This is a genomic window from Pseudonocardia sp. ICBG601 (assembly GCF_020496245.1).
On the sequence record NZ_JAHLJA010000152.1, the window covers coordinates 455,150 to 468,149 of the forward strand.

The 13,000-nt window shown below is 76.4% G+C and carries 14 protein-coding genes; 7 read left to right on the plus strand and 7 right to left on the minus strand.

The window, feature by feature from the left end:
* Positions 1-19: 19 nt before the first annotated feature.
* From KPL57_RS52490 to KPL57_RS52500, 3 genes are read left to right on the plus strand one after another with little or no spacing between them, the layout of a single operon-like run.
* Entirely contained in the window at positions 20-946 is a 927-nt protein-coding gene (locus tag KPL57_RS52490; RefSeq protein WP_226357885.1) for a metal-dependent hydrolase, read from the plus strand.
* A complete protein-coding gene (locus KPL57_RS52495; protein WP_226357886.1) occupies positions 943-1,992 on the plus strand; it encodes a PDR/VanB family oxidoreductase in 1,050 nt (349 codons plus the stop codon). The genes KPL57_RS52490 and KPL57_RS52495 overlap by 4 nt, the downstream gene beginning before the upstream one ends.
* 27 nt (positions 1,993-2,019) lie before the next feature.
* On the plus strand, positions 2,020-2,670 hold the full coding sequence (locus KPL57_RS52500; protein ID WP_226357887.1) for a TetR/AcrR family transcriptional regulator: 651 nt from the start codon (positions 2,020-2,022) through the stop codon (positions 2,668-2,670).
* Here the strand turns inward: KPL57_RS52500 and KPL57_RS52505 are convergent.
* The 5 genes from KPL57_RS52505 to KPL57_RS52525 form a co-directional block, all read right to left on the minus strand.
* A complete protein-coding gene (locus tag KPL57_RS52505) occupies positions 2,628-3,902 on the minus strand; it encodes a phosphodiester glycosidase family protein (RefSeq protein WP_226357888.1) in 1,275 nt (424 codons plus the stop codon). The two genes, KPL57_RS52500 and KPL57_RS52505, sit on opposite strands and share 43 nt — an antisense overlap.
* 236 nt (positions 3,903-4,138) lie before the next feature.
* Positions 4,139-5,506: an LLM class flavin-dependent oxidoreductase gene (locus KPL57_RS52510; protein ID WP_226357889.1), complete on the minus strand. Its 1,368-nt coding sequence runs from the start codon at positions 5,504-5,506 to the stop codon at positions 4,139-4,141.
* Complete coding sequence (locus KPL57_RS52515) at positions 5,503-6,840, minus strand: MFS transporter (RefSeq protein WP_226357890.1); 1,338 nt, start codon at positions 6,838-6,840, stop codon at positions 5,503-5,505. The genes KPL57_RS52510 and KPL57_RS52515 overlap by 4 nt, the downstream gene beginning before the upstream one ends.
* Positions 6,841-7,017: 177 nt before the next feature.
* A complete protein-coding gene (locus KPL57_RS52520) occupies positions 7,018-7,794 on the minus strand; it encodes an rRNA adenine dimethyltransferase family protein (protein ID WP_226357891.1) in 777 nt (258 codons plus the stop codon).
* Between the two features lie 190 nt (positions 7,795-7,984).
* The gene (locus tag KPL57_RS52525) at positions 7,985-8,893 is read right to left on the minus strand and encodes an enoyl-CoA hydratase-related protein (protein ID WP_226357892.1); all 909 of its coding nucleotides are present in this window, start codon (positions 8,891-8,893) and stop codon (positions 7,985-7,987) included.
* A 146-nt stretch (positions 8,894-9,039) separates the two neighbouring features.
* On the opposite strand from KPL57_RS52525, the gene KPL57_RS52530 reads away from it, so the two are divergent.
* Positions 9,040-9,726: a hypothetical protein gene (locus tag KPL57_RS52530; protein ID WP_226357893.1), complete on the plus strand. Its 687-nt coding sequence runs from the start codon at positions 9,040-9,042 to the stop codon at positions 9,724-9,726.
* A gap of 11 nt (positions 9,727-9,737) precedes the next feature.
* Here the strand turns inward: KPL57_RS52530 and KPL57_RS52535 are convergent, their stop codons facing one another.
* Positions 9,738-10,445: a DUF1990 family protein gene (locus tag KPL57_RS52535; RefSeq protein WP_226357894.1), complete on the minus strand. Its 708-nt coding sequence runs from the start codon at positions 10,443-10,445 to the stop codon at positions 9,738-9,740.
* Positions 10,446-10,548: 103 nt separating this feature from the next.
* Here KPL57_RS52535 and KPL57_RS52540 point away from each other — a divergent pair, with 103 nt between their 5' ends.
* Genes KPL57_RS52540 through KPL57_RS52550 form a run of 3 tightly spaced genes read left to right on the plus strand, consistent with a single transcriptional unit; the run spans position 10,549 to position 11,958 of the window.
* Positions 10,549-10,779, plus strand: coding sequence for a hypothetical protein (locus tag KPL57_RS52540; protein ID WP_062403384.1), 231 nt, complete (start codon positions 10,549-10,551; stop codon positions 10,777-10,779).
* A gap of 56 nt (positions 10,780-10,835) precedes the next feature.
* Entirely contained in the window at positions 10,836-11,501 is a 666-nt protein-coding gene (locus KPL57_RS52545; protein WP_224402003.1) for a DUF1990 family protein, read from the plus strand.
* Between the two features lie 34 nt (positions 11,502-11,535).
* Entirely contained in the window at positions 11,536-11,958 is a 423-nt protein-coding gene (locus tag KPL57_RS52550; protein WP_226357895.1) for a DUF5313 family protein, read from the plus strand.
* Positions 11,959-11,989: 31 nt separating this feature from the next.
* Here the strand turns inward: KPL57_RS52550 and KPL57_RS52555 are convergent, their stop codons facing one another.
* A complete protein-coding gene (locus KPL57_RS52555) occupies positions 11,990-12,949 on the minus strand; it encodes an aldo/keto reductase (RefSeq protein WP_226357896.1) in 960 nt (319 codons plus the stop codon).
* Positions 12,950-13,000 lie beyond the last annotated feature (51 nt).

Consider the following 13,000-nt stretch of genomic DNA (forward strand, 5'->3'; position numbering starts at 1 on the left):
GTCCGAGAGGAGAACCGCCGTGAACAGCCCCGCCGCCGGTGACCCGGCCGCCGACCGCATCGCCCTGCAGGCCCGCGACGTCCACTTCGACTTCGCCGAGCTGCGGACCGACTGGATCCCCGGCGAGCCGTTCGCCTCGCACCTGATCGACGTGCTGCACCTGCTGCTGCCCGAGGGCGAGCGCTGGTTCGTGGAGGTCTTCTCCCGCGCGCTGCCGATGGTCCGTGACGAGGCGCTGGCCGAGGACGTGCGCGGGTTCATCGGCCAGGAGGCCGTGCACGCGACCTCGCACCAGGGGGCGCTGGACCACCTCGTCGAGGCGGGCGTCGACGTGACCCGCTTCGTCGAGCAGGTCGAGTGGATCTTCAAGGAGCTGCTCGGCGACCGCGGCCTGACCGGCGACGCGGCCCGGGAGTGGCTGGTGGAGCGGGTCGGGCTGATCGCGGCGATCGAGCACTTCACCGCCGTCCTCGGCTCCTGGATCCTCGACTCCGCCGCGCTGGACGCGGCCGGGGCCGACCCGCACATGCTGGACATGCTGCGCTGGCACGGCGCCGAGGAGGTCGAGCACCGCAACGTCGCGCACGACCTCTACACCCACCTCGACGGCCGCTGGCTGCGCCGGATCCGGGCGATGGCGGTCGCCGGCCCGGCGCTGGCGAAGCTGTGGGTCGACGGCACCCGGCACCTGTGCGCCCGCGACCCGCACCTGCGCGGGACACCGCAGCGCCGGGCCCGGCTGCGCGACTACCTGCGGGACTCCCGGCGCGGGCTCGTGCCCGGGCCGTGGCTGTTCACCCGCGCCGTCCTGACCTACCTGAGCCCGCGGTTCCACCCGGCCGCGCACGGCGACACCGACGCCGCGGTGGCCTACCTCGCGGTCTCCCCCGCCGCCCGCGCCGCCGAGGCGGGCCACACCGGCCCGGCCGAGGGGTCCGCGGCATGAGTCCCGCGCTGCTGCCCGGCACGGGCTCGACCGCGCCGCCGCCGCACCCGAACCGCGGGGCCACCGCGCTGTCGGTGCTCACCGCGGTGACCCAGACCCTCGCCACGGCCGGTGCCCGGCGCCGCCGCCCGGTCACCCCGGTGGACCGCACGCTGCTCGTCGAGGTGCACGCCGTGCGCCGTCCCTGCCCCGACGTCGCCGAGCTCGACCTCGTCCCGGCGGGCACCGAGCCGCTGCCGGGCTGGCGGCCCGGCGCGCACGTCGACGTCGAGCTGCCCTCGGGGGTCATGCGCCAGTACTCGCTGTGCGGCGACCCGGACGACCGGTCGGTGTACCGGATCGCGGTACGGAGGGTGCCCGGGGGCACCGGCTCGCACGAGATGCACGCCCTGCGCCCCGGGGTGCGGCTGCGGCTGCACGGCCCGCGCAACGCCTTCCCGCTGGCCACGGCGCCGTCGTACCTGTTCGTCGCCGGCGGCATCGGGATCACGCCGATCGCGCCGATGGTCCGGGCCGCGCACGCCGCCGGGGTGCCGTGGCGGCTGGTGCACACCGGCCGGGACCAGGCGTCGATGCCGCTGTCGGACGCACTCGCCGCGCTGGCCCCGGACCGGGTCCTGCGCCGCCCCGACGACGTCGAGGGTGTCCCGTCGGCGGCCGAGCTGCTGTCCGGGACCGGGGCCGACGCCGCCGTCTACTGCTGCGGCCCGCCGCCGATGATCGAGTCGCTGCGCCGGGCGCTGCCCGCCGGGCAGCGGTTCCACTCCGAGCGGTTCTCCCCGCCCCCGATCCGCGACGGCCGCCCGTTCACCGTCCGGATCGCCGGTGGCCCGGACGTCGCGGTCCCCGCCGACCGCACCGCGCTGGACGCGGTCCGCGAGCTGCGCCCGGACGTGCCGTACTCCTGCCGGCAGGGGTTCTGCGGGACCTGCCACGTCCGGCTCGTGGAGGGCACCACCGTGGGCGACCCGGCCGGGCCGGGCCTGACCGCGCTGTGTGTCGGGCGGGCCACGGACGGGACGATCGTCGTCGATCTCGGGCGCTGAGGCGTGGGATCCGTACCCTCGTCGGTGATGACCTCACCCGCACGTCCACCCCGGCGTATGACGCCCGAGGCCCGCCGCGCACAGCTCGTGTCCGCCGCGCTCGACCTCTACGGCGCCCGCTCGCCGGAGGAGGTGGCCGTCGAGGACGTCACCCGGGCCGCGGACGTGTCCCGGGCGCTGTTCTACCGGTACTTCTCCGGGATGGAGGAGCTGCACGTCGCGGCGCTGGGCAGCGTCGCCGAGGAGCTCATCGACCGGGTCGCGCTGCCCACCGACGGCCCGCTGGACTCCCAGCTGGCCGACGCGCTGGACGTGTTCCTCGACGTCGTCGGCCGGCACTCGCGGGCCTACGTCGCGCTGCTGCGCAGCGGCTCGGTCGTCTCCACCGGGGAGACCGACGCCATGGTCGACGGCGTGCGCGACCACATCGTGGACCTGCTGTGCGTGCGCGGCGGCGTGCCCGACCCGACCCCGCTGCAGCTGATGACCCTGCGCGGCTGGGTCGCGCTGGTCGAGGGCTCGGTGCTGGTGTGGCTGGAGGCGGGCCGGGTGCCCGCCCACGCCGAGCTGCGGGACTGGCTGGTGGAGCAGCTGTTCGCGATGCTCGGGGTCACCGTCGCCCGCGACCCGGACGCTCAGTTCTCCACGACGCCGAGCGCGTTGGGCACCAGCCGGTAGGCGTCCTCGGACGGGCTGTTCACGACCTGGTCGCGGAACACCATCGTCGAGGAGCCGCCGCCGTCGAGGTTGACGCCGTCGACGGCGCCCGCCCGGCGCAGCTGCTCGGCGGTCTCGGCCAGGGTGATCCCGACCGAGGTCGACTCGCGGCCGTCGGCGGTGAGCAGGATCAGCCGTCCCTGCGCGGTGTAGCCCGCGGCGCTGCGCGGGTCGCGCGAGCGGGTGTCCAGCCCGGCGACGGGTGCGCCGTCGCGCAGGATCGGTGACGCCCCGACCGCGGTCCGCGGCGCGGTCCCCGACGCGGCGGTGAGGGCCTGCCGCACGGTGACCCGGTCGCCGACGGCGAGCCCGCGCAGCGCGGCGGCGCCCTGGTCGCGGCCGGCGAGGACCTGTTCCCCGGCCGGGATCGCGCCCCCGCCGGGCGGGCCGACGGCGGTGACCGCGCCGTCGCGGACCACGACCTCGACCCGGTCCGGTGCGCACGGCGCGTCCCGGTCGGTGTCGCTGCCGCACAGCGTGGCGGCCCGGTCGCCCGCCCAGTCGGAGGTGAACAGCCCGATCCCGCCGACGGGCACGGCGTAGGCGTTGAGGGTGTCGATCCGCAGGCGGCCCTTCGGCCCGGTCGCGGACGCGTCGAGGGTGAGCCGGTCCAGGCGGGGGGTGCCGTCGTCGTCGATCGCGAGGACGTCGCCCTGCTGGGCGCCGGGGACGCCCGGGGCGAGCCGCCGCCCGGGCGGCACGGCGGAGGTGAGTGCCCGGCCGTCGCGGACCGAGGGGCCGGCCGGGGCGTTGCTGCGGGCCAGGTCGAAGAAGTCGCCGTTGATCGCGGCGACGGCGCCGCCGCGCCGGGCGTGCGCGGGCACCGAGGACCGCTCCCCGACCGTCGCGCCGGTGAGCAGGGTGGCGCGCAGCTCGGCCCGGTTCACGTCGGCGACGACGATGTCGACGGTCACCGGCCCGGCCGGGGTGTCGACGCGCTCCTCGCGGTGGGTGATCGCGGGGGCCTGCGGGGCCGGGGCGACGGGCGCCGCGGCCGGGCCCGGGGCGGCACCGGGTCCGGTGGACGCGGGTGCGGCGGCGGGACCGGCGGACGCTGCCGCCGGCGCGGTGGCCGCGACGGGGTGCGCCTCCCGGGCGGGGGCCGCGGACGCCTGCTGGGTGACCGGTACCAGTACCCCGATCACGACCGCCGCCGCCACCGCCGCGCCCCGGCTGCCCGTCCACCCCACCATGCCCGCACTCCCCCGATCGCCACCCCGGCCGGGACCGAGGTGAACACGGCGGTACGGCGACGGCGCGGGGCGTCACGCGTCGGTGGTGCAGGGCCACCCGGTCGGGGTCGGGACGTCCCCCTGTGGGGTGGCCCGGCTCCGCGGAGCGCGACCGTCGGCACCATGATCGCCGGGAGTGGAGCGGCCGGGTGAGGGAGCTGCTCCCCGCGCTCCACTCCCGGTGATCATGGCGTGGGTCAGAGCGTGCGGTGCGCCGCCCCGGGGTGGTCCTTCGCGAGCCGGGCGCCGTCGCCGGTGCCGTAGCGCTCGCGCAGGGTGGGGCCGCCCGCGTCGGCAGCGGCGGGCATCCGGCCGCGGCGGCGCAGCTCGGGCACGACGTGGGTGACGACGTCGGCCATCGTCCCCGGGGTGACGGCGTAGGCCAGGTTGAAGCCGTCGAGGTCGGCCTCGTCGGCCCAGCGCTCCAGCTCGTCGGCGACACCCGCCCCGGACCCGACGACGAGCGGCCCGCGCCCGCCGACGGTGATGAACTCCGCGAGCTCCCCCACCGTCCAGTCGCGGTCCGGCCCGGTGAACGACGCCAGCGCCGAGCGGGTCGCGTCGGTCTGGACGTACTCGAGCTTCTGCTCCGGCGACGCCCCGGCCAGGTCGACGCCGGACCAGCCGCCGAACAGCGCCAGCGCCGCGGACGGGTCGGTCAGCTCCAGGTACTCGGCCAGCGTCGCGCGGGCGGCCTCGTCGGTCTCCCCGGCGATCGCGGTGAGCATCGCGAAGACCTTCACCGAGTGCGGGTCCCGCCCGGCGCGGGCCGCCTCGGCGCGCACCGCGTCGACCGAGCGGCGGACCACCGCGGGCGACGGCCCGGACACGAACACGGCCTCGGCGTGGGTGCCGGCGAACCGGGCACCGCGCGGCGACGCGCCCGCCTGGAAGATCACCGGGGTGCGCTGCGGGGACGGCTCGGACAGGAACGGGCCGGGCACGTCGAACCAGCGGCCGTGGTGGGCGATGTCGTGCACCCGGTCCGGCTCGGTGAACACGCCGCGGGCACGGTCGCGGACCACGGCGTCGTCGTCCCAGGAGCCCTCCCACAGCTTGTAGCAGACCTCCAGGAACTCCTCGGCGAGCTCGTAGCGCTCGTCGTGCGGGATCTGCCCGGACCGGCCGAGGTTGCGCGCCGCGGAGTCCAGGTAGGACGTGACGACGTTCCACGCGACCCGGCCGCGGGTGAGGTGGTCGAGGGTGGTGAGCCGCCGCGCCAGCGCGTAGGGGTGCTCGTAGGCGACCGAGACGGTCACCCCGAACCCGAGCCGCGAGGTCACCCCCGCCATCGCGGGGACGAGCAGCAGCGGGTCGGCGAGCGGGACCTGCGCGGCGGCGCGGACGGCGGCGTCGCGGGAGCCGCCGTAGACGTCGTAGACGCCGAGGACGTCGGCGAGGAACAGCGCGTCGAAGCCGCCGTCCTCCAGCATCCGGGCCAGCGAGGTCCAGTGGTCGAGGTCGGTGTAGCGGTGCCCCTCGTCGGACGGGTGGCGCCACAGCCCGGCGGACTGGTGGCCCACACAGGCCATGTCGAAGGCGTTGAGCAGGATGCGGCCGGTCATGCCGACACCTTCTCCCGGGCGGTGCGCAGCCCGCCGCGGTGGGTCTCGCGGAGCAGGACGGTGGAGACGATGCAGATCGCGAACAGCACCCCGAAGTACCCCCAGATCAGCCACGGGGTCCCGCCGCCCGCGTAGAGCAGCGCGGTGGCGACCAGCGGCGTGGTGCCGCCGATGACCGACCCGATCTGGTAGCCCAGCGACGCCCCGCTGTAGCGCAGCCGGGTGTCGAACAGCTCGCCGTACCAGGCCGCCTGCGGGCCGTACATCGCGTCGTGGAAGAGGTTGACCAGCACGACCATGCCGACCACGACCAGCACGGTGGACCCGGTGTCGAGCAGCAGGAAGAAGGCCCCGAGGAACAGCGGCGCCCCGATCGCGCCGACCAGGTAGACCGGCTTGCGGCCGACCCGGTCGGACAGGACCGCCCACAGCGGCGTCGAGAACAGCCCGATCGCCGAGGCGATGATCACCGCGGTCAGCCCGGCGCCCTCGGCGGCGCCGGAGTCGCCCTGGGCCAGATAGGTCAGCGCGAACGTCGTCGCCAGGATGTAGACGGAGTTCTGGGCGATCCGGCTGCCGACGGTCAGCAGCACGGTGCGCCAGTCGGTGCGCAGCACCTCCAGCACCGGGCGGCGGGACAGCGTCCCGGCGTCGCGGGCGGCGGTGAACACCGCGGGGTCGGCGAGGGTGAGCCGGATGGCCAGCCCCACCACGACGAGCACGGCGCTGAGCAGGAACGGGATCCGCCAGGCCCCGGCGAGGAACGCCTCCTTGCCCGCGATCGCGAGCACCGCGGTGTAGACGCCCGACGCGAGCAGCATCCCGGCCGAGGAGCCGATCTGCGGGAAGCTGCCGAACAGGCCGCGCCGGCGCTCGGTCTCGGCGTGCTCGACGGCCATCAGCACCGCACCGGCCCACTCCGCGCCCACGGCGAGACCCTGGGCCAGCCGCAGCACCACGAGCAGCACCGGGGCCAGCAGCCCGACGGTCGGATAGGTCGGCAGCAGCCCGATGAGCGTCGTCGCGACGCCCATCAGCACCAGCGACCCGACCAGGACGGCACGGCGGCCGATCCGGTCGCCCAGGTGCCCGGCGACGACGGCGCCGATCGGCCGCGCCCCGAACCCGGCGGCGTAGGTCGCGAACGACGCCAGCACGCCGGTCGCCGGGTCGGCGTCGGTGAAGAACAGCGGGGCGAACACCAGCGCCGCGGCGGTGGCGTAGAGGTAGAAGTCGTACCACTCGATGGTGGTCCCGACGAGGCTCGCGACGGCGGCGCGGCGCGGGGTGGCGCCGGACGGCGGGGCGGGATCGGACACGGCGGAGCTGGACACGGGACCTGCCGGTGGGTGAGGCGGAGCGGGGAGTCGGTGCGCGGGGCCGGGGTCAGCGACAGGCGTGCGACGACAGGCGGCCGTGGTCCAGCCACCGCCGGCGGGTCAGCTCCGAGTGCTCCACACCGTCCACCCGAACAGACGACCCCCGCCCGGCGCAACGGAGCGGGACCGGAGTCACCTCCGCCCGGCCACCCGGACGTGCAGCCGGACCCACGCCCCGGCGTCGAGGTCGCGCGGCAGCGCCCGCGGCCCGAGCCCGCACTCGCGCGCCCAGTCCCGGGCGAGGGCGCGGCCGAACCGCCGCCCGACGACGTCGACGACCCCGCGGCCGCGGCCGGTGAACACCGCGTCGACCAGCCGGTGGTGATCCCGGGGCCGGGCGTCGAGCAGCGGCACGTCGCGGCGGGCGATCTCCAGCACCCCGCCGTCGACGGCCGGGACCGGCCGGAACGCCCGGGCCGGGACGCGGTCGTGCAGGGTGAAGGTGAACCACGGCCACCAGCGGGCGGTGAGCGCGCTGGTGCCGCCGACCGCCGCCCGCTTGCGCGCCACCTCCCACTGCACCAGCAGCAGCGCGTGGGCCCAGCGCGGGGCACCCAGCAGGCGTCGCAGCAGCGGGGTGGTCACCGCGTACGGGACGTTCGACACCACGTCGACGGGCCGGTCCAGGCGGGCGTCGAGTAGGTCTCCGTGGACGACGGTGACGGCGTCACCGAACCGCCGCCGCAACCGGGCCACCCGGTAGGGGTCGAGTTCGACCGCGGTCAGCGGCCTGCCGGGCAGCCGCAGCAGCGCGGCGGTCAGCGCGCCGTCGCCGGGGCCCAGCTCCAGCAGCGGCCGGGCCGGGTACCCGGCGACGACCGCGGCCAGCGCGGCCGGGACGGAGGCGTCGACGAGGAAGTTCTGGCCGTGCTCGTGACGGCCGAGCGGACGGGGTAGGGGGGATCGCACAGGAGGCTCCCGGGGTGGGAGCCGGGGGCGCGGCGGGGCGCCGCCCGGCAGGGGTACGAGGACCGGCTGCTCGGACGGCGGCGCCAGGATCGGCAGGGATCAGGTGTGGCGCCGCCGTCGGGCGACGCGCAGGCGTATCGAGGCCACGGGGCGACGGTAGGGGCGCCGGGGTCGCCGGCGCACCCGGATTTCAGTCCGTCAGGTCGGCGGGCGGCGCGGGCCAGTGCGGCAGGACGTGGCCGGGGTAGTCGTCGGTGACGGTGTCGGGGAAGGCGGGCGGGCGCTTCTCCAGGAACGAGGTGACACCCTCGGCGACGTCGCGGCCCTGCCCGAGGTGCGCGATCGCGGCCGAGTCGGCGCGATGGGCGTCCCACGGGGTGGGTGAGCCGAGCATCCCCCACAGCAGCTGGCGGGTCAGCGCGACCGACACCGCGGAGGTGTTGTCGGCGATCTCGCGGGCGATCGCGCGGGCGGCGCCGAGCAGCTCGTCGTCGGGCAGGACACGGGAGACCAGGCGTCCGTCGAGGGCCTCGGCGGCGTCGAACACCCGGCCGGTCGCGGCCCACTCCATGGCCCGGGAGACGCCGACGATGCGCGGCAGGAACCAGCTCGACGCGGCCTCGGGGACGAGCCCGCGGCGGGCGAACACGAACCCGAACCGGGCCGAGGCCCCGGCCAGCCGGATGTCGGCGGGCAGCGTCATCGTCGCCCCGATGCCGACCGCGGGCCCGTTGACGGCGGCGATCACCGGGGTGCGCAGGGCCGCCATCCGCATGGTCACGGTGCCGCCGCCGTCGCGGACGACGCCGCCGATGGTGCCGACGCCCGCCCGGTCGGCGGCGCGCTGCGGGTCGGTGGGGTCGAACGACGCCCCGCCGCGGCCCAGGTCGGCGCCGGCGCAGAAGCCGCGGCCGCGGCCGGTGAGCACGATCGCGCGGACGGTGTCGTCGGCGTCGGCGCGGTCGTAGGCGGCGATCAGCTCGCGGGCCATCGTCGGGGTGAACGCGTTGAGGCGGTCCGGGCGGTCGAGGGTGATCGTGGCGACCCGGTCGTCGACGTCGTAGGAGATCTCGGTGAAGGCGGGAGCGTCGGTGCTCATGATCGGCGAGTCTGCCCCGCCCCGCGCCCGGGCGACAGTGCCCGCGGCGTCCGCAGCCCGTCCGCAAGTGGGCTGCAAGCGGCCGGACGCACGGTGGTCGGGTCGCGCCGGACCGACCGGACGCGCCCCTTCCGGAAGGACCCACCGTGACCGTGCAGGACTCCCCCACAGCCCCCACCGCCCCGGCCGTCCCCGCCGTCGACCCCGCCCGGCGACGCCTGGTGGTGGGCGGCGGCGTGATGCTGCTCGCCTCCGCCGTGCTCTCGCTCGCCGGTGGCGTCGCCCACCCCGTCGTCGACGGGAACGCCCACTCCGTCGCGTCCCTGCTCGCCCCCGGCTCGCCGTGGGCGCAGCTGTCGATCTACGCCGGCGCGCTCGCGCTGATGATGGGCCTGCCCGCGGCCTGGGGCTGGTTCGCCCCGCGGGCCGGTGTGCTCGGCACGCTCGGGTTCGGCCTGTACTTCCTGGGCAACGCGCTGAGCGCGCAGGGCCACCTCGTCGTCGAGGGGCTGGTGGCGCCCGCGATCGCGCAGGCCGCCCCGGAGCTGGTCCCCGACGACGGCAGCATCCTCGCCGCCCCCGGTTTCGCGCTGCTGCAGATGGTCGGCGGGCTGGTCTTCCTGGCCGGGCTGGCGCTGATGGGTGTGGCACTGATGCGCACCGCCGGGGTGCCGCGCTGGATCGGCGCGGCCGCGCTGGCCGGGTCGCTGCTGCTGTTCGTGCCGCTGCCGGAGGCCCCGGTGCTCAGCGGGCTGCACGTGGAGCTGCTGCGCGGGATCGCCGTCGCCGGGCTCGGGGTCGTCATGATCCGCGAGGTGCGGGCCGCCCGGTGAGGCCCGCCGCGTCATCCGGCAGTCGCGAACCGCCGGGTGCGCACCGTCACGCCGCCGTCCGGGCGGCCGCCCGCGATGGCGGCCGCCCGGATGCAGGCGTGCGTCCACATGTTGAACTGCACCTCCTTGGCCACCCGCAGGGTGTTGTAGAGCACGTGCGACAGCCGGTCCCCGGGCCGCGCCCAGGACTCGATGTCGAAGCGCAGCATCTCCGGGTGGTCCGGGTCGCGACGGGTGCGGAAGTCGATCCGGCCGGCCTCCAGGTGCCCGTGCAGGGTGACGAAGGAGAACCCGGTCGGCCCGGCGGCGGCCACCCGCACCGGGCCGTCCCACGGGCCGGGCATGCGGATCAGGAACTCGTCGCCGACGGCCATCCCGCCGGGCTCACCACGGGTGCGGCGGAACACCGCGAACTCCGGTGACCAGCGGTCGGGGTCCGCGGCGAGGCGCGTCATGAGCTCCTCGGGGCTCAGCCGGGACCCGCGGATGCGCACGCTGTAGCGCCGGTGCAGCAGGGTCCCGACCCCGTCCGACGGGCGCTGGACGTCGTCGCCCTCGGCGCCCTGCGGCGAGGCGGGTGGCAGGTCCCCCAGGTCCCCGACGACGTCGCTGCGGTGGATCGGTGTGGTGCGCCAGAAGTAGCGCCACGACACCAGCGCCAGGCCCACCGGCCAGCGCAGCACCGCCGACACCCGCCGGGACCGCCGGTCCCCCGTCACCGGGGTGGACCGATCTCTCGTCGTGGCCGTCCTGGGAGTCCGCACGGCGTGGACGTACCCCCTCTGCGGGATTACATCCGCCGGGAGCGGGGAAGGAACCGCCATGACGGTCGGACGTGTCCTGCACCGGGTCGGGTTGCGCGGTGCCCAGCTCCAGTGGTTCTCCCTCGGCTCGGTGGGCTTCTCCATCGCGCTGTGGCTGCGCGCGAAGACCGTGGACCAGGACGAGCGCGGCAACGCCGAACGCCGCGCCGTCTTCGTCGGCCTGTGGCCGTCGATGTTCTGGCTGATCGGCGACTCGATGCGGCGCGAGGAGAAGGGCCGTCGGTCCTGAAGCGCCCCGCCCCCGGAGACCGTCGCGCCGACCTGGACGGGCTCGCCGCACGCGGCGTGAACTTCGACGACGCCGAGACCCCCACCGACACCCGTGACCCGCGCTGGCACGTCGACCACGGCCGGGCCCTGGTCGGCACCGAGCCGCCCGGCGACCCGGTCCCCGACGGCCCGTGGGAACGTGCCTGCGCGGTGCTGCGCGACTACCAGTTCACCGCCCCGAACCGGCTGCGCGGCGTGTTCCGCCCGTCCGACCCGCTGCTGGGGCGGGACATGCTGCTGGAGGGCCGGTTCGGGCCGATGCGCTTCCACCTCGGCGTCCGCGTGACCGGTCTCGTCGACGAGACCGTCGACGGCCGGCGCGTCTGGGGCTGGACCTACGAGACCCTGCACGGACACCTGGAGGAGGGGCGGCTCACCTACGAGGTGGTCAAGGACCTCACGACCGGCGACGTCGAGTTCGTCATCCGCGCGTTCTCCCGGCCCGCGCACATCCCGAACCCGCTGTTCCGGCTCGGCTTCGGACTGTTCGGCCGCGCGGTGCAGCTGGAGTTCTACCATCGGGCCGGGCAACGGGTCCGCGAGCTCGTGGCCGACGCGGCGGCGGGCAGACCGCTGCCACAGCCGCTGCCGGGTGCCGACGGGGTGACCGTCGCCCCGCAGAACGGCGGACGGCACTGGACGGACCCGTTCGCGGTGCTCGTCCGGCATCCGGGTGTCTGACCCGGGTGCGCGATCCGATGAGGGGGAGCTTCCGATGGACGACCGGATCCGGCGTCCGAACCCGTTCCGCTGGGTGGCCTACGCCTTCGGTGCCCGGCTGCCGGCCCGGAACCGGCGCTGGGTGCTGCACGACGTCACGACCCGCACCTGGGTGCTGCGCCACCTGATCCGCACGACGGTCCAGCTGATCCCGCTGCTGGCCCTGCTGTTCCTGGTGGTGCCCGGCCCGGCGTGGGTGCGGCTGGGCGCCATCGCCTCCGGCGCGGTGATCGGCTACTTCTACTCGACGGTCTACGTGGTCGAGGCGTGCGAGACCCGGGTGATGAAGGCCGGCTACCCGGTGGGGGCGGCCGCGTCGACCCGGGAGGCGCGACGCGCCGAGCAGCACGTCGACGCCCGCCTGCGTCACGACCGGGAGTTCGGGGCGGACCGCGACCGGGACGACCGCCGGGGCTGAGCACCCCCGCCGCGGCGCGCCCCGGCAGCGGTCACGCCGCGCCGTCGAGCCGGGCCCGGTGCTCCCCGGTGAGGTGCAGGTCACGGGCGTCGAGGGCCTCGTCGAGCTGGGCGGTGCGGCTGACCCCGACCAGCGGCCACGCCGGCCCGACGGCCTGCTCGCCCGCCAGCCCGGTCCGGCCGTGGCCGCCGGTGGTGATCCAGGCGAGCACGACCTGGTTGCGGGTCGCGCCGGTGTCGGCGGCGACAGCGTCGAGCGCGGCCAGCCGCGCGGTGGTGCCGGGGTGGTCGTAGGCGTCGGGCAGGGCGCGGTCGGCGCGGGTCAGCGCCCCGTTGACCAGCGGGGTGTAGGCCCACAGGGTCAGGTCCTCGGCGGTCGCGAGGTCCGCGGCGTCGGCGCCCAGCAGCATGTGCCCGGAGTCCGGCAGCGCCGCACCGGGCCGCGGGACCACGTAGGAGTGCCGGTACTGGACGGCGTCGAACCCGGCGACGCCCTGGGCCGCGGCGCTCGCACGGGCCCGCTCCACCCGCCACGCGGCGTGGTTGGACGCGCCGAGCCGCCCGGCCAGTCCGTCGGTGACCAGCGCGCCGAGCGCGGCGACGGTCTCGTCGAGGCCGGTCGCTCGGTCCTCGGTGTGCGCCCAGAACAGGTCGACGGCCTCGACGCCGAGCCGGGCCAGGCTGCCGGCGGCCGCGTCGCGCACCGCGGTGGCGCCGAGCCCGCCGCGCACCCCGGTCTTGGTGGAGATCCGGACCTGCTCGCGCACCCCGGGCCGGGCGGCGAGCCAGGCGCCGAGCACCCGCTCGCTCGCCCCGATCTCCCCGGCCGGGTCGTTCCAGAAGGCGTAGACGTCGGCGGTGTCGAGCCACACCCCGCCGCGCTCGACGAAGCGGTCGAGCAGCGCGAACGAGGTGGCCTCGTCGACACGGGTGCCGAGGTTCATGGTGCCGAGGACGATCTGCGGCGCGGGCGGGGAGGTCGCGGGGGTCATGGGAGGAGCATCCGGGTCGATGCCCGCGGCGGGGCGCCGGGGTGTGCCACG

Coding starts and splice junctions, on each gene's coding strand:
- KPL57_RS52495 (WP_226357886.1), top strand. CDS start 943: ATGAGTCCCGCGCTGCTGCCCGGCACGGGCTCGACCGCGCCGCCGCCG.
- KPL57_RS52500 (WP_226357887.1), top strand. CDS start 2,020: ATGACCTCACCCGCACGTCCACCCCGGCGTATGACGCCCGAGGCCCGC.
- KPL57_RS52505 (WP_226357888.1), bottom strand. CDS start 3,902: ATGGTGGGGTGGACGGGCAGCCGGGGCGCGGCGGTGGCGGCGGCGGTC.
- KPL57_RS52510 (WP_226357889.1), bottom strand. CDS start 5,506: ATGACCGGCCGCATCCTGCTCAACGCCTTCGACATGGCCTGTGTGGGC.
- KPL57_RS52525 (WP_226357892.1), bottom strand. CDS start 8,893: ATGAGCACCGACGCTCCCGCCTTCACCGAGATCTCCTACGACGTCGAC.
- KPL57_RS52540 (WP_062403384.1), top strand. CDS start 10,549: ATGACGGTCGGACGTGTCCTGCACCGGGTCGGGTTGCGCGGTGCCCAG.
- KPL57_RS52550 (WP_226357895.1), top strand. CDS start 11,536: ATGGACGACCGGATCCGGCGTCCGAACCCGTTCCGCTGGGTGGCCTAC.
- KPL57_RS52555 (WP_226357896.1), bottom strand. CDS start 12,949: ATGACCCCCGCGACCTCCCCGCCCGCGCCGCAGATCGTCCTCGGCACC.